The organism is Euzebyella marina, assembly GCF_003687485.1.
GTDB classification, from domain to species: Bacteria; Bacteroidota; Bacteroidia; order Flavobacteriales; family Flavobacteriaceae; genus Euzebyella; species Euzebyella marina.
This window is the reverse complement of the sequence record NZ_CP032050.1, coordinates 3219229-3237825: the sequence shown is the minus strand read 5'-3', so window position 1 is coordinate 3237825 and position 18597 is coordinate 3219229. Positions and strand designations below refer to the sequence as shown.

Below are 18597 nucleotides of genomic sequence, written 5' to 3'. Positions count from 1 at the left end.
AATATGAAATTTCTCAAAGATTTCTTGTGGGTATTGGTTGTTTTAATCGTGGGCTATTTCTCGATTGAAATAAGGCCTTTGAACGAGCTAAAAAATGAAGTAGAAACTTTTGACCACGTTACTTATGCCCAGAATTATGTGAACGAGGAATTACCGACCGTTTATACCGATGCGATTCCATTACCAGAATTAGTCCAGCGGTTACAGTCCGATAAACAAGGGGCTTTTGAGGAATGGTCGAATGCGATAGCGGTAGGCAATATTGGCTATTTTTTGATTCAGTTTACGGCCTCGGTAGAAGATAAGAGTGATGATGAATACCTTTTGGCCATTTCAGATGAATTGATTGTTCGATTACAGACCGAGTTTATATACGGAAATGCCATTCGTGATGCCTCGGGATTGATTGATAACAAAGAATTTCAAAACACTTCTGATTTGAATGCTATCGCTGCTGAGGTCAATAAGATGATAAGAAACACCGTGATTCCTCCTTTTAAAGAGAAAGCTAAGGTAGGTGACACGCTACAGGTTATAGGGGCGATGGAGGTAAATAAAAAATTTCCGCCTACCAACCAGTTTAAGGTACTTCCTGTTCAAATCAAATTTCAGTAATGCTCATTGCCAAAAACATAACCAAGCGATTTTCAGGGGTCACCGCTTTACAAGAGGTGCGTCTTGAACTGAATGCCGGGCACGTGACGAGTATAATTGGCGAAAATGGGGCGGGTAAATCTACTCTGATGAAGATTCTAAGTGGGGTCTATACTGATTATGAGGGGGAATTGTTGATGAACGGTGAGGCTGTTTCGTTCAAAAACACAAGGGAAGCTCAAAATGCCGGTATCGCCATTATTCATCAAGAGCTCAATTTACTACCCTATTTAAGCGTGGCTGAAAATATCTTTTTGGGAAGGGAATTAAAAAACGAGTTTGGCATTTTGGATAAAAAAGAAATGTACATCAGATCGGCCCTTCTACTTGATAAAGTAAAATTGAAGATAGACCCAAACACCAGGGTGGAGAAATTAAAGGTGGGCGAGCGACAGTTATTGGAGATAGCCAAGGCCTTAATGCTCGATACAAAGGTTTTGATTATGGATGAACCTACTTCGGCCATTACCGATAGTGAAGCCAAAATTTTGTTCGATATAATTTCTGAGCTAAAAAAAGAGGGTAAGGCCATCGCCTATATTTCACATAAAATGAAAGAGATATTTTCTATATGCGACGATTATGTGGTTTTACGTGATGGTAAATTTATCGGTTCTGGTGCTATATCCGAAGTCGATGAAAATCAGCTTATTAAAATGATGGCCGGTAGAGAAGTAGAATTACACCGTCACAATATTCATGTCAAAAAGAACGATGACCCTAAAATATTAGAAATATACGATTTAAAGCTGCCGACTTTCAATGTTGAAAAGGGAATAACATTTGATCTCAGAAGAGGAGAGGTATTGGGTGTTTTTGGGCTCATGGGTGCTGGCAGAACAGAGTTGTTGGAGACTATTTTTGGAGTTCATACCGGTATTTCTCAAGGGGAAATCAAAATTGATTCCATCTCAAAAAAAATTAATTCCCCCATCACCGCCATCAAAGAAGGGTTGGCACTTGTTACCGAAGACCGAAAAAGAGATGGCATCGTACCGGACCTTTCGGTAAGAAAAAACATGGGTTTAACGGTCTTGAGGCAACTATGTAACGTGGGTGTATTGCAAATTGATAGAGAAAGGGCTTTGGCAGAAATGTACATCGATGAACTTAAAATAAAAACAGACTCTGACCAACAGCTGATTAAAAACCTTAGTGGGGGTAACCAGCAGAAGGTGGTATTGGCCAAATGGTTGGCAACCCATCCAAAGGTATTGATGCTTGATGAACCTACAAGAGGAATCGATGTGCACGCGAAAAGTGAAATACACAAACTCATTGACCAACTGGCTTCCGAGGGAATGGGTATAATCATCGTGTCTTCTGAGATTCCTGAAATACTGGCAGTAAGTCATCGGGTTTTGGTGCTTAGTGAAGGACGGATAACCGGCAATTTTGATATAGATGAAGCGAATGAGCAAAATATTCTAAAAGCAGCAATAGCATAATGATAGCAACTGCCACTAAAGACAGACTGATTAAGCTACAGCCACTGATTGCACTTTTCGTAATGTGCTTGGCTATCAGTATTTTATCGGACAAATTTCTGACCGTAAATAACGGATGGAATATTCTAAGACAGATATCGGTTAATATTTGTATTTCGGTGGGTATGACCTTGGTTATTTTAACCCGGGGCATTGATCTTTCCGTTGGTTCCATATTAGCTTTTGCCGGTGCCGTAGGGGCAGGACTCCTCAAGTTCGGAATAGACGTACCATCGGAAAATGTGAATATCGGTTTTACCTTGTTGGGTGCTATTATTGCCGCTATAGTGGTTGGGGGAGCTTTGGGCTGGTTCAATGGTTTCGCCATCACCCGTTTTAAGGCTCCTGCCTTCGTAGTCACTTTGGCGATGTTGACAATGGCTCGAGGCTTCACTATGCTCTATACCGAAGGTTTCCCCATAAATGGATTGGGTGATCATTTTGGTTTTATCGGTACAGGGTGGTTTTTAGGAGTTCCTTTTCCGGTTTGGATAACCGCGGTAGTAGTTTTGTTGGCCGTATTTCTTACCAATAAAACTCCTTTAGGTAGATACATTTACGCTATCGGTGGTAATGAGAATGCCGCACTTCTTTCGGGAATCAATACCAAAAGGGTTAAGATGATTGTTTACACCCTTTCAGGTATAACCGCTGCCATTGGGGGGCTCATGGTAACCTCTCGCTTAGATAGCGCACAACCCAACGCAGGTCTCAGTTATGAGTTAGACGCCATTGCCGCTGTGGTAATTGGCGGTACATCGCTTAGTGGTGGTAAAGGCAGCATTTGGGGCACTGTTTTAGGTGCGGTAATTATTGGAGTTTTGAATAACGGACTGGTCTTATTGAATGTGAGTCCGTTTTGGCAGCAGGTGGTCAAAGGTGCTGTTATATTATTGGCCGTAATAATGGATAAAACCAATAAAGAGTAGTCATGTACATTTTAGCCATTGATCAAGGAACCAGTAGTACCAAGGCCATTTTGTTTGATGGAGAAGGAAAGGTGGCGAAAAAAGCCGTGGCCGATTTACCCACCGATTATTTTTCTGATGGTCGCGTTGAACAAGACCCATACCAGATTCTTTCGAGCGTAGAAGAGGCGTGTCGCGAAGTTCTAAAAGAGATTGACGGTGAACATATCGAATCGATTGGTATTAGCAATCAACGCGAAACATTTATTTTATGGAATTCGGAAGGAGTCCCCGTTTATCCTGCTGTGGTTTGGGCTTGTAAGCGATCAACTGCATTGTGCGAAGCAATGAAGCACCAAGAAGAATGGGTGAAGAAAAAGACAGGCCTGATTATTGACCCCTATTTCTCAGGAAGTAAACTTCTATGGATTTTGGAGAATGAACCTGATGTGGCCAAGCAAATCGCTACTGGTGAGATACATTTCGGAACCATAGATACTTGGCTTTTGTACAACCTAACCAATGGCGAAGAGTTTTTGACCGATCATACCAATGCCTCAAGAACTTTGTTCTTCAATATTCATGATTTGGTTTGGGATGCAGAGCTATTAGAAAAATGGCACTTACAAACTTTGAAGTTCCCAAAGGTAAAGCCTTCTTCCGCTTTTTATGCGACTACCAATATTTTTGACCTTCTGCCAAATCCAATACCAATTAGGGCTATAATCGGTGATTCTCATGCTGCTATGTTCGGCGAAGCTTGTATGAATCAGGGCGATACTAAAATGACATTAGGTACGGGCTGTTCTATGCTTATGCATATTGGTGATAGGCCCCAACCTTCAAAAGAAGGGTTGTTGAATACCATTGGTTGGAGTACCGAAAATCAGGTGGCGTATGCATGGGAGGGCGCAATTGTAGCCTGTGGTTCTATGATGGAATGGTTGAGGTCTTTAAAACTGTTAGATGATGTGACAGAATCGGAAGAAATGGCCTTGAAAGCAACCGACACTTCAGAGGTTCTTCTGGTTCCCGCTTTTAGCGGCTTAGGAGCCCCTTTTTGGCAAATGGATAGAAAGGCGAGTTTTCACGGAATCACTTTTGGCACTACAGATTACGATATGGTGGCCGCAACCTTAGAAACTATATGTTTTCAGATAAAGGCTGTTGTGGAGGCTATGGAATCCGATCTGGGCCAACCAATAAGTCAGATAGCCATGCATGGTGGCTTGTCAAAAAATAAATTTATTCAGCAAACACTAGAAAGGTTGCTGAAGACGAATATTACGATGCAAGAGAACAGTGATATATCTGCCCAGGGTGCCGCCTTTTTGGCCGGATTATCTTCAGGTTTTTTCTCTGACCTTCAGCATATAGCCAGTTTAAAATCCGTTCAAAAATTAGATTGTTCCCAAGAAAGTGTGAAACTCGACCGAAAATATAGCAATTGGCTGAACTTGATAAAAACTACTCAACCTAAATAGAACTACTATGAAAGAAAATAATCTATTAATCAAAATCAAGTTTCTCGGCCCCTCATTGTTCTTTCTCATCGCCTGTAATCTGTTAGAGGCACAACGCACCGAACCGGATTATAAGGCTTTAGAGATACTTGAAGACAATTCGGTGCAATTTCGAATCAAAGCGCCCTTGGCCAAAAGCGTGGTTGTTTGGGGATCATGGGATCCTTCTCAACGTATTGATATGATTAAGAAAGATTCAATTTTTGAAGCAAAGGTAGGTCCACTTCCTTCGAACGTCTATGAATATGAATATGTAATCGATGGGGTATCGGCATTGGACCCTAATAATAAAATGGTTACTCGTGACGGCGCATGGATCATGAATATGCTACAGATACCCGGAGAAGGTGCTTCGGTATATTTGGCCAATAACGTTCCGCATGGCGAAATTCGTTCTGTATGGTACGATTCGCCTACTTTGAATAGTACTAGGCGTATGCACGTTTATTTGCCACCAAATTATAAGTATGGCGATAAAAAATATCCAGTCCTCTACCTATTACATGGGGGCGGAGGTGACGAAGAATGTTGGTTAAGTCGTGGAAGAACCAATTTTATTTTAGATAATTTAATAGCATCCGGTAAGGCAGAACCAATGATAGTGGTGATGCCAAATGGCAACCCTGATACTTCCGCCGCGCCCTTAAGTCGAAATCCGGAAGTTAAGGTCGAAGCAGGCATCGGCTCAATGGCATCACAACGCTTTGAAAAAAGTCTGGTGAACGATATCATTCCGTTTGTAGAGAGTGAATTTCGAATAGATCCATCCCCGGAAAAAAGGGCAGTTGCCGGTTTCTCAATGGGAGGATATCAGACTCAGAACATAACCAATAGTCACCCAGAGATGTTCAAATATATTGGGGTGATGAGTATGGGCTTGTTTTCGTCCTTCAATGCCAGTACTGACGCTGATTATGATAAAGAGGCTCATATTTCGCAGCTCGAAGCTTTGAAAAAGGCTAACCCTAAAATGTATTGGATAGGTATGGGCACCGATGATTTTTTGTACGAAACAGGGGTGAAATTACGTCAGCTTTACGACTCTATTGATTTTGAATATACCTATCGCGAAAACAAGGGTACGCACGATTGGCAATCATGGCGTATGTATTTGGCCGAAATCACACCACAATTGTTTAAGTAAGTCTACAAAAATGAAAAATTACCTTTTAATAGTACTTATTGCATTTGCATTTCTACCGGTAAAGGCACAAGAGCTGCCCAAAAGAACCATTGTAACAACTGATGGTGAAATTGATGATGTAGACACCTTTATTCGTTACCTAATGTACACCAACGAGTTTGATACCGAAGGTTTGGTGTATTCAAGTTCAATGTGGCATTGGAAAGGCGACGGTAAAGGAACCAAGTTTACTTCTGAAATGGAGATGACCCGAAACATTTATGGGAAAGATTTGACCGATTTACGCTGGCCCGGTACAACGTGGATGCAAGAATTATTGACCGAATATGGTAAGGTGCATTCAAATTTGTTGTTACATGATGAAAGTTATCCTTCCGCGGAAGCGCTATTGGATTTGGTGAAAGTAGGAAACATTGATTTTGAAGGTGAAATGGGCCAACGTACTGAAGGTTCAAAATGGATTGCTGAAAAGTTATTGGATGATGACCCTCGGGAAATCTTCTTACAAGCTTGGGGAGGGACTAACACGATAGCTCGCGCCCTAAAATCAATAGAAGAAGATTATTCCAAAAAACGAAATTGGAAGGAAATCAAGGCTAAGGTATCAAAAAAGGCCATTATTTATACCATTATGGACCAAGATGCCACCTATAAAAAATACATTGGCCCAAACTGGCCAGAGATACGTGTATTCTACAATGCCAATCAATTTTGGTGTTTTGCCTACCCTTGGAAAATGGTAGTGCCCAAAAGTCAACAACCTTATTTAGAAGGTAGTTTTATGGGGCCTAACATTATTAACGGTCATGGCTCGTTGTTCGAAAAATACTATTCGTATGGTGACGGACAAAAACAAGCAGGAGACCCCAACCATTTTGAAGGAGATATTTCAAAAATCACCAAGACCGAACGCGGTAGTTTTTCAAAATATGACTTTATTTCGGAAGGAGATTCGCCTGCCTTTTTACATTTGGTAGACGTGGGTTTGGCCAATTATGAGGACCCATCGCGAGGCGGATGGAGTGGTCGTTTTGAGCAATCTGCCGAAAATCAGTATCGCTATGAAGATGGCGAAACAGCTTCTGATTTGAATCCTGAAACTGGGGAAATGGACACCAGTTACCCACAAACTCGTTGGATTAAAGCCATGCAGTTAGATTTTGCCGCCAGAGCCGATTGGGCGTTGCAGTCTTTTGAAGAGGCCAATCATGCCCCCGAAATTAAAGTGGAAGAGGGCACCAATTTAACAGCCACGGCAGGTGAAAAGTTGACTTTGACCCCAGGCTACACCGACCCAGATGGTCATGGGGTTTCGTTCAAGGTTTGGAATTATGCCGAAGCGGGAGACGGAGCAGCGGAAGTAACTTATGATATTGAAAAGGAACAGGCAACGGTGCAACTGCCCGAAACCGCCAAATCAGGTGAAGAATATCATGTGATTGTTGAGGGTAGTGATGCGGGTTTCCCATCTTTGACCAGATATCAGCGAGTAATCATTACTATTAAATAAAGACTAGTGTAAAGCTCCTTCCCCTGGTTAGGGGAAGGTGTTCTGCTTCGTAGGACGGAAGGGGTGAGTTTTGTTATTCATTCATTTTGTCTTGATACAGGACCGTACCGAAAATGCAAAGATTTGCATTTGAGATATGGTGCCAGTTGAAGCGGTGGCCAACAAAATCAAGAAGATTTCAAGGAAATTTTATCCTACGGATAAAACATTCCCGTCTTGCGCTTCATGCTCTTTCCGCCTCTGGCGGACGCACTTCCGCTTGACAGTCATTATTTCTGGGAAATCTTCGCCTTAGCTTAACTAAATCACAGCTAGATGGCCGAGTTTCGAAATAGGTTGTAGGCAGTAAAAATTTCTGTGGTGAACTGTCCTTTTCTTTGGTTCGTTTCTTTTGGACAAGCAAAAGAAATGAATGGAAATAGAGAAGTGTAGAAAGGTTTCGATAGCAAGAATGTAGTTGCAATTTCCTTTCAAACTCATTTATCCCAAATTTTCAAAAAAAGTTGGACTATTGATATTAAGTACCCTCACAGACCCGTTTGGTCCCATTCAAAAGAAGGTGATGGTACTGCAGTTATTGAATACTAACAAGAAGAGGATGTGGCCATGGTAACTTTGCCGAAAGAAGCAAGGAAAGGGGGAGAATATCACGTTATTGTGGGGCGCACCGATGCGGGTTTTCCCGCTTTTACCTGTTACCAAAGAGTAATTGTTACCGTGAAGTAGAATTAAATAAGAGGCTCAAAAAGTCAAAAGGTCGTCAATTCTTACTTGGGATATCCTAAGTATATGCTTCAGCTCATATCTATGTGATAAAACCATTATAAATTTATTGTTTTTCAATAAATAATTATTACTTTACGGTAATTAAATCAAATGATATGGTACTTCAGAATAGATTACATAAGGGTTTGTTGATTAATTTTCTATTAATCATTTTTCAAATAGGCTTTCTTACGATGATACTGGGCCTTGCATTGTATATACTCTTCACCGTCATTTCGATTTTTACTGATTCTCCTTCTTTTCCGACGGGCTTTACCGTAATGTTCTCTCTTGACCAAAACGGACTCTATAATATGTCAGAGCAGATTACAGGTACAACCTTCAATTTAAATCATGCTATGGGAGTGATTGGCCTAGATCAGGTGCCTCTGGGTTTTTTGATTGGCTACAGCAGTATTTCATTGCTTGCTTACTTCTGTGTGCTCTTTGGTTTGAGGTTGACGATTAGAATTTTAGAATCGGCAAAATTGGGCGACTTTTTAATTACGGAAAACGCCATACGCTTGCGGTCAATCGCCTTTTTGGGAATAGGGTGTATTTTCTTCGATAGACTGTCCACTATTATTGCTTCATCATATCTTTATGATAAATTGGAATACCCTGGTCTTAAGTTTGCAAGTACCAACCTTTTTACATTTACCTCCTTTCAGTCGGTATTCTTTTTTCTTTTTCTGTGGCTGATTGCCGAAGCTTTTCGAATTGGCTCTCAATTAAAACTGGAAAATGATTTGACTATTTAACTCCGCTAAAAAGGGTTTTAGGGGGCTTAGAAGCACGGTTGCCTGCGGTGAAATCCAAAACTGACGTTAGGGCATCAAAGTCATGTAATCTTCATTTTCAATATTTAAAGAAAAGGTCAATTAAAGTATTACCAAAAGCACCCACTTGGCACAGCCAATTTATTTTATCTTAGGCATACACATAAAACAAGTATAAATCATATGATTTATACTACTACGTTGTGGTGTATTTAGAAGCAACCCTTTAATCACAATAACATCTTCGAAGAAAACCAATTTCTGTATGAAAAGGATATTGTTTCTAACATTAGTTGTACTGATGTACACGAATTGCTCTAATGATGATAGCAGAGAAATAAGAACGACTATAATCGGAGAATGGAGGTGGGTAAAATCAACAGGAGGATTAGCACAAATTACTTATACTCCTGAATCCACAGGAGAGATTCAAAAACTTATAGTATCATCTGATTCCATAAAATATTTTACGAATGGTAATTTAATTTCCAAAGTTAAATATACCATTGAGTTAATAGATACTAATGGCGAATCTCGTGAACTGATAGTACCAGACCCCTTAGGAATTACACAATTCTATGAATTGGAGGAAAACAGGTTAACTTTAATTGATTATTGTAATGATTGCTTCATTAACGAATATGTAAGTGATTGAATACGAAATAGGAACATGAAGCATGATTAATTGCAGCTAGATTTCTTAAACGGAATTCGTTGTAGTCAATTATCTATAGTCTCAGGTAAACATTTTCCGTTTTGGCGGAGTGCCAACTTACACACAACAAACACAAATGTAATGCAATTACTCATACTCTAACCTTAGTCGCAATCAAATTTGTAGCCCTCCCCTTTTTACATCTGACAATTCATAGCATTATAAAGGAAAGTACAAATAAAGGATTACCAAGAGTGCCCACCAACCGAGTCAGATTTATTTTATCTTAGTTCCTCACATAAAATAAGTATAGATAATATGATCTATACTACTACGTTAGCTGTAATTTCCAAAAACAGAATGATTGAAAAAGCGGACATTGAAGAATTAGTACTTGACCCAAAAAAGAGCAATCTAAAGACTCACTTCAATGATATGTTTTTTATAAAAAATCATAGATATAGTGGAGAAATTAGGGAAAAAGAAATTTTATTATGGTATTCTTCACATTGGTTAAGAGGTGGTTATCCTATATTTCATCTTCAATTTGACTCTGAAAACAAACTTGTTGGAATTAAATCTGAATTAAATCCGTTTGGTAAGCTATTTGACAAAATAGCAATGGTTATGATTGGAATTTTTTCCTTATTACCAATTTTGGGAAATGGATTCATGAAGGGTTGGCTCGGGTCTGTTTTTATCCTATTTGTTGCTTTAGTGCTATTCCTAATCATGAGAAAAGCATCTAAATCGGAGAAAAAAATAATGGTAGAGGAACTGAAAGAGACCATCGAAAATATTGAGAAAGAAAAATTTCCAGAAAAGTTTGTTGGAAAGCCCCAAAAAGAAATTGCAAAAGAAAATGAATGGACCTTTAAAAAAATTTTGACAAGGATTTTTTTCTATCCCATAAGCGTTTTAGTAATCTATTTCTGTATCACCGAAATACTTCCAAATGGAAAAGTTACACATGCATTTTTTGGAATCTCAGTGTGCGGATTATATTTAGTAGCGGACATTCTAAATATTCTTAAAAAATAAAAACTACAGCTAACACGGGCTATAATTCATTGTGGCAGGATTTCCTGAACGGAATCCTTTGCAACCTATCTTTAAAGTCAGCGGACATTTTATTGGAAAAGTCCGCAACTTCTGGTAAACAAACCGTTAAAAACAATTTGATGATTAAAGATGATTAATCGAATTATGTACCTATCTCTTTCATTTCTAACTTTTGTAATTGTTATTGCAGGATTACTTTTTTATCTATTGAATTCTGAAAAGGAAATCAAAAAGGTTACGGTTGTTGATATTGTAGATGACCCATTGGCCGATTATTCAGAAGGGCGTAGATTATTTAATATAAATTGTGCAGCATGTCATAGATCCGGAGGAATTAGCGACCCTGATTTACTGGTAAGATTAGACTCTAAAATGGAAAGAACTTATTTTCATCTTTTTATTACCAAACAAGATTCATTAATTAAGAACGGAGATAAATATCAAACTGAAATTGGTTCTTATGCTGATTTCTCACATTTGGCCATCGCCCATACCTTTAAGAATCTAGATAGTGTAGACACTAGAAATATTTACAATTACATAATTGCAGCAAAAAGTAGGTAGTGACGGCTCATTGGTCATAGATGCTCATTCAACTAGAGTGATATTGAAACCTATTTTAAACCTGAACCATATACAACCATAACCAAATTCGTTGATACTGTTAGTTCCGTACCACTTGTGGACAAGTAAAAAAGCCAAAAAACGGCATAACTAAAACTGTTGAATTAAGAAATAAACCTGAATCAAAGTATATTCTGAATACCAGCAAAGACAAACCCTGTTTAAAGCCTTCCCTTTTTTACCGAAAATGATTAATGAAATGGAAGCTTCCGATAAAGTTCAATAAATGATGGCAATTAACCTACTAGATTACCCCTTTTTAGCCATCTAATCCATCCTAAATAACAAAGAAGAGCAAGTCTATTTGCCGATGCAAAAATTGGCGAAAATATTGCCTAAGAGCTCGTCGTTCGTCACTTGCCCAGTTATTTCGCCCAAGTGGTACAATGCCTCTCGTACATCAATTGCTAGAAGGTCGCTAGAGAGACCTTGGTCCATACCGAGTTGTATCTTTTCGATTTCTTCCAAGGCTTTAATAAGGGAATCGTAATGACGGGAGTTGGTAACAATAGTTTCATTATTTCTCAGGGCACCCGTATTCACAAAGCTCAAAAGAGTGTCTTTCAGTTCTTCAACACCCACTTTGGTCTTGGCCGATAGTATTTGAAAAGTAATTCCATCAATTTGATCTAACATTTGAGTGATGGCATCGTTTTGTTCTTCACTCAACTGATCTTTTTTATTGGCCACCACCACAATAGGTTTTTGCGGGTGGTCCATCTTGATTTTCTTCAAAGAACCGATAAGACTTTCTTGACGTTCAGATGAGGTGAGAATCTGTAGGGAGTCGATTAAAAATAAGGTAACCTGCGATTTTTCGATTTTTTCAAAAGTCCGTTGAATGCCCATACCTTCCACAACGTCTTCAGTCTCACGTATACCTGCCGTATCGATAAAACGAAAACCGATGCCCCCAATGGCTATCTCGTCTTCCACGGTATCTCTGGTAGTTCCTGCAATGTCGGAAACGAGCGCACGCTCTTCATTCAGAAGGGCATTCAACAAAGTTGATTTACCTACATTAGGTTCTCCCACAATGGCAATGGGGATACCATTTTTGATAACATTGCCCATAGCAAAAGACGCTATCAATCTTTTCAAAACTTCCCTTATTCGCGCCAATAGGTTTTTAAATTGCGTTCTATCGGCAAATTCAACATCTTCTTCAGAGAAATCAAGCTCAAGTTCGATGAGCGAAGCAAAATTGAGTAGTTCGGTACGCAGTTCGGCTATTTCATTGCTGAACCCCCCACGCATCTGTTGTATGGCAATTTCGTGTGATGCGGCATTGTCACTGGCTATCAGATCGGCAACGGCCTCGGCCTGGCTTAAATCCATTTTACCGTTTAAAAAGGCCCTAAGTGTAAACTCTCCGGGTTGCGCGGTGCGGCATCCATTACGTAGAAATAATTGTATGATCTGCTGTTGAATGTAATTAGAGCCATGACATGAAATTTCCACTACGTTTTCGCCGGTATAGGAGTGTGGGGCTTTAAAAACGGATACCAAGACTTCGTCCAAGATTTTGCCGTCTTCTACAATATGCCCCAATCGTATGGTATGGCTTGGCTGCTCCATTAAATTTTTGCCGAACGAAGATTGAAAAAGAGGAGCTGTAATTTTTACGGCGTTTTTTCCCGAAACTCTTATAACTGCAATGGCACCGGCACCTGAAGGTGTGGCAAGGGCTATAATCGTATCATCTGTGACCATGTGCTTCTTTTGGGCAAAATTAGCTAAAATAGAATTGATGCGCAGCCCTCGTTTTTGCGTTAAAAAAAGAGTTAAAACCCATCGTCGGCAACTTAGAAAATATATACCTTCGAATCACGAATAACAATAAATATACAATTAAATGAACTTACGTTTATATACTGCTTGCGCCTTTTTTACCCTTTGCATATCGTTCTCATATGCCCAAGAAGAGGTCAAAAACGATTCTTTGTTAAGAATCGAGCAGGCCGAACAGGCAAAGATGCTTCAGGCAGAGATTGAAAAAGCAGAGAAGGAGGCCAAAAAGGCGGAAAAGGAAGCCAAGAAAGCCGAAAAAGCCTTGAAAAAGAAGGAAAAAGCTGCCAAAAAAAGGGAAGACCTGAAGGATAAAATTGTTGACAAGAAGAAAGACATTGCCAAAAGAGAGCGTAAAATCAATGATTTACAGGAAGATATGGAGCTTGATAAAATCAAAGGGAAGCTTTCGCCCAACGATATTGACAAAATCGACCGAAAAATCGAGAAGGAAAGGCTGCGTACCATTAAGGATAAAGAAAAGCTTAGAAAATTGGAACTTCAATTAAAGAGAAGCTAACGGGCTGTTTGTAACATTTTGATTCTTAGAGCGTCTTATAGGTATAACCCTAAAATCAAAAGGATAATGGAAATCATCAATCAAAACAGGGCCCTTGAAAACAACAATCAGTTGTTGGTCTTGACTCATCTATCACAATTATTGACATACGTAACAGGTTTTGGCGGTCTTGTCGTACCCTTGATCATTTGGTTGGTCACGAAAGACTCGGTACACGGTATGGATGAACATGGTAAGTCCATCATCAATTTTCAGTTAAGTATGCTGTTGTTTACATTCTTGAGTATTCCGGCAATTCTACTTTTCGGCTTGGGAATTTTAAGTCTTATCTTTATTGCCATAGTTGCCTTTGTTATACCCATAGTCAACGCCGTAAAAGCTAGTAATGACGAATCACCCATTAATTTTATGACCATTAGATTTATCCCTTAAAAGATTGATTTAATCATCAGATACAAAAAAGCCTTGGTTTGACCAAGGCTTTTTTATTTATCAAGATTTGTATATATCTAGCTGTTGAGCATTACGGGCATTACCAACATAGTCACGCTCTCACCTTCATCCAATCCATCAATTGGGGTCAAGATACCTGCTCTGTTAGGTAAACTCATTTCTAGGGAAACATCATCGGAACCCAAATTGTTCAGCATTTCGGTCAGAAAACGGCTGTTGAAACCTATTTGCATATCATCACCTTGATACGAACAGGTCAAGCGCTCTTCGGCCTTATTGCTGTAATCGATGTCTTCGGCAGAAATATTAAGTTCGGCACCCGCAATCTTTAATCTGATTTGGTGAGTGGTCTTGTTACTGAAGATAGCCACACGCTTTACAGAACTCAAGAACTGCGTTCTCGAAATAGATAGTTGGTTCGGATTCTCTTTAGGAATTACCGCTTCATAATTCGGATACTTACCATCGATAAGACGACAGATCAACTCGGTATTCTCGAAGCTGAATTTGGCATTGCTGTCATTGTATTCAATTACCACATCAGATTCACTGCCTCCCAATATTCCCTTTAAAAGGTTCAAAGGCTTTTTGGGCATAATGAACTCGGCAACCTGCGATGCAGTTACGTCGGTACGCTGATACTTGACCAATTTATGTGCATCGGTAGCAACAAAAGTCAAACTCTCGGTCGAAAACTGAAAGAAAACACCGCTCATCACCGGTCTCAAATCATCGTTGCCGGCAGCGAAAATGGTCTTGTCTATAGCGGTAGCCAAAATATCGCCCATTATTGTTGTAGAACTAGGGTTGGCCAATTCTACCGCTTTTGGAAACTCGGCCCCATCGGCATACGCCAAGGCATATTTACCGTGGTTCGAGCTTATTTCGACCGTATGGTTATCCTCAACAACAAAAGTCAATGGTTGCTCAGGAAAGGTCTTTAGGGTCTCCAAAAGAAGCTTGGCTGGTACGGCAATCGTACCCTCGTTATCAGAATCTACATTAAGTACAGAACTCATCGTAGTTTCAAGATCTGATGCAGATACGGTTAGTTCATTCTGTTTTAGGTCAAAAAGAAAATTGTCCAATATCGGCAAGGTGTTACTATTGTTGATGACACCCCCCAAGACTTGCAACTGTTTTAAGAGATAAGTACTGGATACTATGAACTTCATTGGAAGATTATTATTTCAATTTTGTGGTATATAATGCTCTAAATTGTCTATTTAAGAATAAGAAACACCTTAAAATACAAGACAAACAAAGATATTTGAATTGTGCTTTTTATCGAAACAAACTTATTAACATCTAACTAGCGTATTTACGCTTTCGAAGGTAGTTGAACAAGAGGCCGAACAAAACGATTAAAACCACTGGAAGCCCTATATTCAATACTTGCCACATGGTCTTTTGGTCGGCGACTTTCTTTTGGTCTAAAAATGGAATGGTCACTTTTTTACTTCGAATGTTTATAAGTCCTTTATCGTCTAGCATATAATTGATACTATTCAATAAAAATTCTTTGTTTCCGAAGTAATTATTCGTCCATTTATCATAGCCCAACTCCAAGGGGCGACCGTTGCGCAATTGATTTTTGATAAGGTCTCCGTCTGATATCAACAAGAGTTCACTTTCCTTACCCTCATCTAAAGCCCCTTTTAATTGCAGTGGCTTTATCCTGTTTTTATAAGCTGAATTGAATTTGCCGGAAACCAAAACGGCCATGGGTTTATTGCCATTGTTGTAGTCGTCTTTTTTTGGCGGACGGTTGATGATATCTAAATCGATTTCCTTGGGGGTTCCTTCCAATTTTGATAATGGGGAACTGGAGAGCAGCACCTCTTTTTGGTATTCATTGGCGAGGGTGTCTATCGATCCCGCAAATTGAAACCTCATGGCCTCTAGATTATTGACTATAGGATGGTCCGTTTTAGGAAAGACCATAGGGTTGTAATACCATGGCACAGGGTTGTACTGCGAATTATTACCGTCACCGGTGGCCAGCACTATCTGCGTAAAATAGAGATCGTTTACCAAGTCAGGGTTCAGGCGCACCCCATAACGAAAAAATAAATCGGTCAAATTAAGATTACGTGGCAAAGCGATGGCCTTGCCCTGCTCATTTAAAAGACTATCAAGTTCCATCGTTACTTGATCGATAAGCCAAACCGATTTACCACCGTTGACCATAAATTGATCCATGACATATTTCTCCTTATCGGAAAAGGCTTGGGTGGGTTTGGCTATGAGTGCCAGGTCATAATTTTTCAATTGGTCAAAAGTACCCTGGGGGTTCGTTTCGACCGAATCTAAGGTAATGGCCCCAATATTGTAATATTCACGTAGCGTAGTCAAAAAATCGGCAAGGTAAATATCATCGAGCTCGCCATTGCCCTTGATAACCGCTATTTGCTTTTTCTCTTTAATGGTGATTTTAGAAAAGGCATCGGTAAAGGCATATTCTAATTGTTGTACCGAATTATTGACACGCTCTTCGCTGCTCGAACCGAGTTTGTTTTTTAAAAGGGGTACTTTGACCGTTTTGTTTTCGTAGTTGACCAGCGCCCACGGGAATAGAATTTCTTGTGATACTTTTCCGTTATCTTCAACAGTAATCTGGGCGGGAGTTAGGCCTAACGATTGAAGTTCGGCCATCACATTTTCCGACTGGGAAGCATCCTCAATAGGATTGACAAAATTGAATTTTACATTGCTGTTTTCCGAAGCAAATTCTTCTAAAATCTGTCGGGTCTCGGTTCGAAGTTTTGCAAATTCAGGAGGTAGCTTTCCATCCAATAAAACATCTACGATAACAGGTTTTTCAAAAATGTTGGCCACATTGAGAGAGGCGTCCGATAAGGTGAAACGCCTATCTTCGGTCAAATCAAAACGGGTGTATACATAATTGCCCAACAAATTGATTACAACCAAGGCAAGAATAGCAATAGCGGTATGGATGAATATTTTTTTCATTACCTGCTCATGTTTTTAAGTTGCTGTAGGGTCATGAACAGGAAAAACGCAGCCACCGATATGAAATACAATAAATCCCGCGTATCTAAAACACCTAATGAAATACTATCAAAATGAAATTTCATTCCTAGACTTTGGGTAAGAAGGGCGCTTTGGCCATCTTCCATCATTGTCGAAAGACCTTCGAAGCCGTAGAACATTAAAAAACAGAGCACTACTCCAATAATAAAGGCAACTATTTGATTTTCGGTAAGGGTCGATGCAAATAGGCCGATAGTGGTGTAACATGACATTAGAAATAGAGTGCCAAAATAAGAACCAATAACGGGGCCCATATCTACGTTGCCCTCGGTCATTCCCATTTGTCCAATAGCAAAAATGTGTATGAAGGTGGGAATCAAGGCCATGATACCCAATACCAACGTGCCAAAAAATTTACCAAGAATAGTGCTGGATATGGTTAGGGGTTTGATAAACAGCAATTCTAGAGTGCCTAATTTCCTTTCTTCGGAAAAGCTCTTCATGGTAATGGCCGGAATTAGAAAGAGAAACACCCATGGCACCAAAAGAAAGAACTTGCTCAAATCGGCTACGCCATAATCAAAAATGTTATAATCTCCTTTAAAAACCCAAAGAAAGAGACCGTTCAAAACCAGAAAGAGGCCAATGACCAAATAGGCGATAGGCGAAGTAAAAAATGATTGTATCTCGCGTTTAAATATGGCGAACATTAATTGTGTCTGTTAGGTGGTTTTTTGGGGCAGAGGCATTCGAAAATAACATGCCAACATCCTAAACCTTCAAATTTAAAAACATTTTAGAACCTGAAAACCTCTAAGTTGCATTTAATCAAAACTTATCGTTACCGTATCGCGATAATCGAGGCCCAATAGGGTAGAGGCTCCACCTACCGTGTTCAAGTCACTTTTATAAATAGCCAGTTCAATATAGCTGGCCGAATTAAAAAGGGCCAACAGGTCACCGGCACCCTTGCGTTGACTTTTGTCCAGTTCAAAGTTGATAATGTCGCTGTACTTGTTATGAATGCGGCTTACCTTGGTACTTCGTGCCTGAATTTCAAAACTTCGCCCTTTGCGGTAGGCTTCAAAGAAATTTTTGTGAATATTGGTCACTACGTTGCCATAATTATCAATGTAAATGACACTGCCGATAATTTTGTTTCCGTTATCGGTAACCGTAGGGGTAAACTCTCGAAGTTCGCGTAATTGGTTAAAAGGTCTACCTACCACCTCTAAAGTGCCGCCACGGGCAATATGGCAGGCGACCTGCACGAACACGTCCATTACTGGAAAAGATCCGTGAATCGGGTTGGGTATATTGACCTGCACCACCTTTTCCGGTTGTTTTTCAGAAGTAATCAGGCTTATGACCCCGTTGTTAGCGCTAATAAAATAATGCCCATCGACCAAAACGGCGATATGCTGATTTTCAGGGGTAGGTTCAGAGTCGACACCAACAATGTGAATGGTTCCGTCAGGAAAGCTTTTGTACGAGTTTTCAAGAATATAGGCGCACTCTTGAATATTAAACGGACTTACCTGATGTGAAATATCAACAATAGTAGCATCGGCCAACTCTCTATAAATAGTACCCTTCAATGCACCAACGAAATGGTCTTTAAGTCCAAAATCTGTAGTAAGCGTAATTATTGCCATGCAGCAATGTTGATATGTTTTTAGTTAGGAAAACTGAATTTTCGTTAAGTTTGTTAAACAAAATTAGGACAAAAAA

General features: G+C 39.7%; 18 protein-coding genes. 13 read left to right on the top strand and 5 right to left on the bottom strand.

The window, feature by feature from the left end:
- Positions 1–3 precede the first annotated feature (3 nt).
- The 11 genes from D1013_RS13930 to D1013_RS13885 all read left to right on the top strand — a co-directional run bounded on the left by D1013_RS13930 (position 4) and on the right by D1013_RS13885 (position 11051).
- Positions 4–615 carry a DUF2291 family protein gene (locus D1013_RS13930; RefSeq protein ID WP_121849414.1) on the top strand — a complete coding sequence of 204 codons (612 nt, stop codon included), beginning with the start codon at positions 4–6 and terminating at the stop codon, positions 613–615.
- Positions 615–2102 carry a sugar ABC transporter ATP-binding protein gene (locus tag D1013_RS13925; protein ID WP_121849413.1) on the top strand — a complete coding sequence of 496 codons (1488 nt, stop codon included), beginning with the start codon at positions 615–617 and terminating at the stop codon, positions 2100–2102. The genes D1013_RS13930 and D1013_RS13925 overlap by 1 nt, the downstream gene beginning before the upstream one ends.
- Positions 2102–3070 carry an ABC transporter permease gene (locus tag D1013_RS13920; protein WP_121849412.1) on the top strand — a complete coding sequence of 323 codons (969 nt, stop codon included), beginning with the start codon at positions 2102–2104 and terminating at the stop codon, positions 3068–3070. The genes D1013_RS13925 and D1013_RS13920 overlap by 1 nt, the downstream gene beginning before the upstream one ends.
- A gap of 2 nt (positions 3071–3072) precedes the next feature.
- The gene (locus tag D1013_RS13915) at positions 3073–4533 is read left to right on the top strand and encodes an FGGY family carbohydrate kinase (protein ID WP_121849411.1); all 1461 of its coding nucleotides are present in this window, start codon (positions 3073–3075) and stop codon (positions 4531–4533) included.
- Positions 4534–4540: 7 nt separating this feature from the next.
- Positions 4541–5716: an alpha/beta hydrolase-fold protein gene (locus D1013_RS13910; RefSeq protein WP_121849410.1), complete on the top strand. Its 1176-nt coding sequence runs from the start codon at positions 4541–4543 to the stop codon at positions 5714–5716.
- 10 nt (positions 5717–5726) lie between these two features.
- Positions 5727–7226: a DUF1593 domain-containing protein gene (locus D1013_RS13905; RefSeq protein WP_121849409.1), complete on the top strand. Its 1500-nt coding sequence runs from the start codon at positions 5727–5729 to the stop codon at positions 7224–7226.
- Between the two features lie 606 nt (positions 7227–7832).
- Entirely contained in the window at positions 7833–7952 is a 120-nt protein-coding gene (locus D1013_RS20665; protein ID WP_380085216.1) for a hypothetical protein, read from the top strand.
- 155 nt (positions 7953–8107) lie between these two features.
- Entirely contained in the window at positions 8108–8752 is a 645-nt protein-coding gene (locus D1013_RS13900) for a DUF2975 domain-containing protein (protein WP_121849408.1), read from the top strand.
- A 283-nt stretch (positions 8753–9035) separates the two neighbouring features.
- On the top strand, positions 9036–9425 hold the full coding sequence (locus D1013_RS13895; protein ID WP_121849407.1) for a hypothetical protein: 390 nt from the start codon (positions 9036–9038) through the stop codon (positions 9423–9425).
- 318 nt (positions 9426–9743) lie between these two features.
- Complete coding sequence (locus tag D1013_RS13890) at positions 9744–10466, top strand: hypothetical protein (protein ID WP_121849406.1); 723 nt, start codon at positions 9744–9746, stop codon at positions 10464–10466.
- Between the two features lie 150 nt (positions 10467–10616).
- Complete coding sequence (locus D1013_RS13885) at positions 10617–11051, top strand: c-type cytochrome (protein WP_121849405.1); 435 nt, start codon at positions 10617–10619, stop codon at positions 11049–11051.
- A gap of 360 nt (positions 11052–11411) precedes the next feature.
- On the opposite strand, the gene mnmE is transcribed toward D1013_RS13885, so the two are convergent.
- Positions 11412–12824, bottom strand: a complete 1413-nt coding sequence (gene mnmE / locus D1013_RS13880) for a tRNA uridine-5-carboxymethylaminomethyl(34) synthesis GTPase MnmE (protein WP_121849404.1) — start codon at positions 12822–12824, stop codon at positions 11412–11414.
- Between the two features lie 142 nt (positions 12825–12966).
- Here mnmE and D1013_RS13875 point away from each other — a divergent pair, with 142 nt between their 5' ends.
- Both D1013_RS13875 and D1013_RS13870 read left to right on the top strand, forming a co-directional pair.
- Complete coding sequence (locus tag D1013_RS13875) at positions 12967–13419, top strand: hypothetical protein (RefSeq protein ID WP_121849403.1); 453 nt, start codon at positions 12967–12969, stop codon at positions 13417–13419.
- Between the two features lie 66 nt (positions 13420–13485).
- Entirely contained in the window at positions 13486–13851 is a 366-nt protein-coding gene (locus D1013_RS13870; protein WP_121849402.1) for a DUF4870 domain-containing protein, read from the top strand.
- A gap of 77 nt (positions 13852–13928) precedes the next feature.
- Here D1013_RS13870 and dnaN read toward each other — a convergent pair whose 3' ends face one another.
- From dnaN to D1013_RS13850, 4 genes are all read right to left on the bottom strand, one after another.
- The gene (gene dnaN, locus D1013_RS13865; protein WP_121849401.1) at positions 13929–15047 is read right to left on the bottom strand and encodes a DNA polymerase III subunit beta; all 1119 of its coding nucleotides are present in this window, start codon (positions 15045–15047) and stop codon (positions 13929–13931) included.
- A gap of 133 nt (positions 15048–15180) precedes the next feature.
- Positions 15181–16845, bottom strand: a complete 1665-nt coding sequence (gene gldG / locus D1013_RS13860; protein WP_121849400.1) for a gliding motility-associated ABC transporter substrate-binding protein GldG — start codon at positions 16843–16845, stop codon at positions 15181–15183.
- Positions 16845–17576 (bottom strand): gliding motility-associated ABC transporter permease subunit GldF, encoded by a 732-nt coding sequence (gene gldF / locus D1013_RS13855; RefSeq protein ID WP_121849399.1) that lies wholly within the window; start codon positions 17574–17576, stop codon positions 16845–16847. The genes gldG and gldF overlap by 1 nt, the downstream gene beginning before the upstream one ends.
- A 114-nt stretch (positions 17577–17690) precedes the next feature.
- A complete protein-coding gene (locus D1013_RS13850; RefSeq protein ID WP_121849398.1) occupies positions 17691–18521 on the bottom strand; it encodes an SAM hydrolase/SAM-dependent halogenase family protein in 831 nt (276 codons plus the stop codon).
- Between the last annotated feature and the right edge of the window lie 76 nt (positions 18522–18597).

Bases quoted from the DNA above. Each gene is read 5' to 3' on its own strand.
- D1013_RS13930 (WP_121849414.1), top strand. From the start codon at position 4: ATGAAATTTCTCAAAGATTTCTTGTGGGTATTGGTTGTTTTAATCGTG.
- D1013_RS13925 (WP_121849413.1), top strand. From the start codon at position 615: ATGCTCATTGCCAAAAACATAACCAAGCGATTTTCAGGGGTCACCGCT.
- D1013_RS13920 (WP_121849412.1), top strand. From the start codon at position 2,102: ATGATAGCAACTGCCACTAAAGACAGACTGATTAAGCTACAGCCACTG.
- D1013_RS13915 (WP_121849411.1), top strand. From the start codon at position 3,073: ATGTACATTTTAGCCATTGATCAAGGAACCAGTAGTACCAAGGCCATT.
- D1013_RS13910 (WP_121849410.1), top strand. From the start codon at position 4,541: ATGAAAGAAAATAATCTATTAATCAAAATCAAGTTTCTCGGCCCCTCA.
- D1013_RS13905 (WP_121849409.1), top strand. From the start codon at position 5,727: ATGAAAAATTACCTTTTAATAGTACTTATTGCATTTGCATTTCTACCG.
- D1013_RS20665 (WP_380085216.1), top strand. From the start codon at position 7,833: ATGGTAACTTTGCCGAAAGAAGCAAGGAAAGGGGGAGAATATCACGTT.
- D1013_RS13900 (WP_121849408.1), top strand. From the start codon at position 8,108: ATGGTACTTCAGAATAGATTACATAAGGGTTTGTTGATTAATTTTCTA.
- D1013_RS13895 (WP_121849407.1), top strand. From the start codon at position 9,036: ATGAAAAGGATATTGTTTCTAACATTAGTTGTACTGATGTACACGAAT.
- D1013_RS13890 (WP_121849406.1), top strand. From the start codon at position 9,744: ATGATCTATACTACTACGTTAGCTGTAATTTCCAAAAACAGAATGATT.
- D1013_RS13885 (WP_121849405.1), top strand. From the start codon at position 10,617: ATGATTAATCGAATTATGTACCTATCTCTTTCATTTCTAACTTTTGTA.
- mnmE (WP_121849404.1), bottom strand. From the start codon at position 12,824: ATGGTCACAGATGATACGATTATAGCCCTTGCCACACCTTCAGGTGCC.
- D1013_RS13875 (WP_121849403.1), top strand. From the start codon at position 12,967: ATGAACTTACGTTTATATACTGCTTGCGCCTTTTTTACCCTTTGCATA.
- D1013_RS13870 (WP_121849402.1), top strand. From the start codon at position 13,486: ATGGAAATCATCAATCAAAACAGGGCCCTTGAAAACAACAATCAGTTG.
- dnaN (WP_121849401.1), bottom strand. From the start codon at position 15,047: ATGAAGTTCATAGTATCCAGTACTTATCTCTTAAAACAGTTGCAAGTC.
- gldG (WP_121849400.1), bottom strand. From the start codon at position 16,845: ATGAAAAAAATATTCATCCATACCGCTATTGCTATTCTTGCCTTGGTT.
- gldF (WP_121849399.1), bottom strand. From the start codon at position 17,576: ATGTTCGCCATATTTAAACGCGAGATACAATCATTTTTTACTTCGCCT.
- D1013_RS13850 (WP_121849398.1), bottom strand. From the start codon at position 18,521: ATGGCAATAATTACGCTTACTACAGATTTTGGACTTAAAGACCATTTC.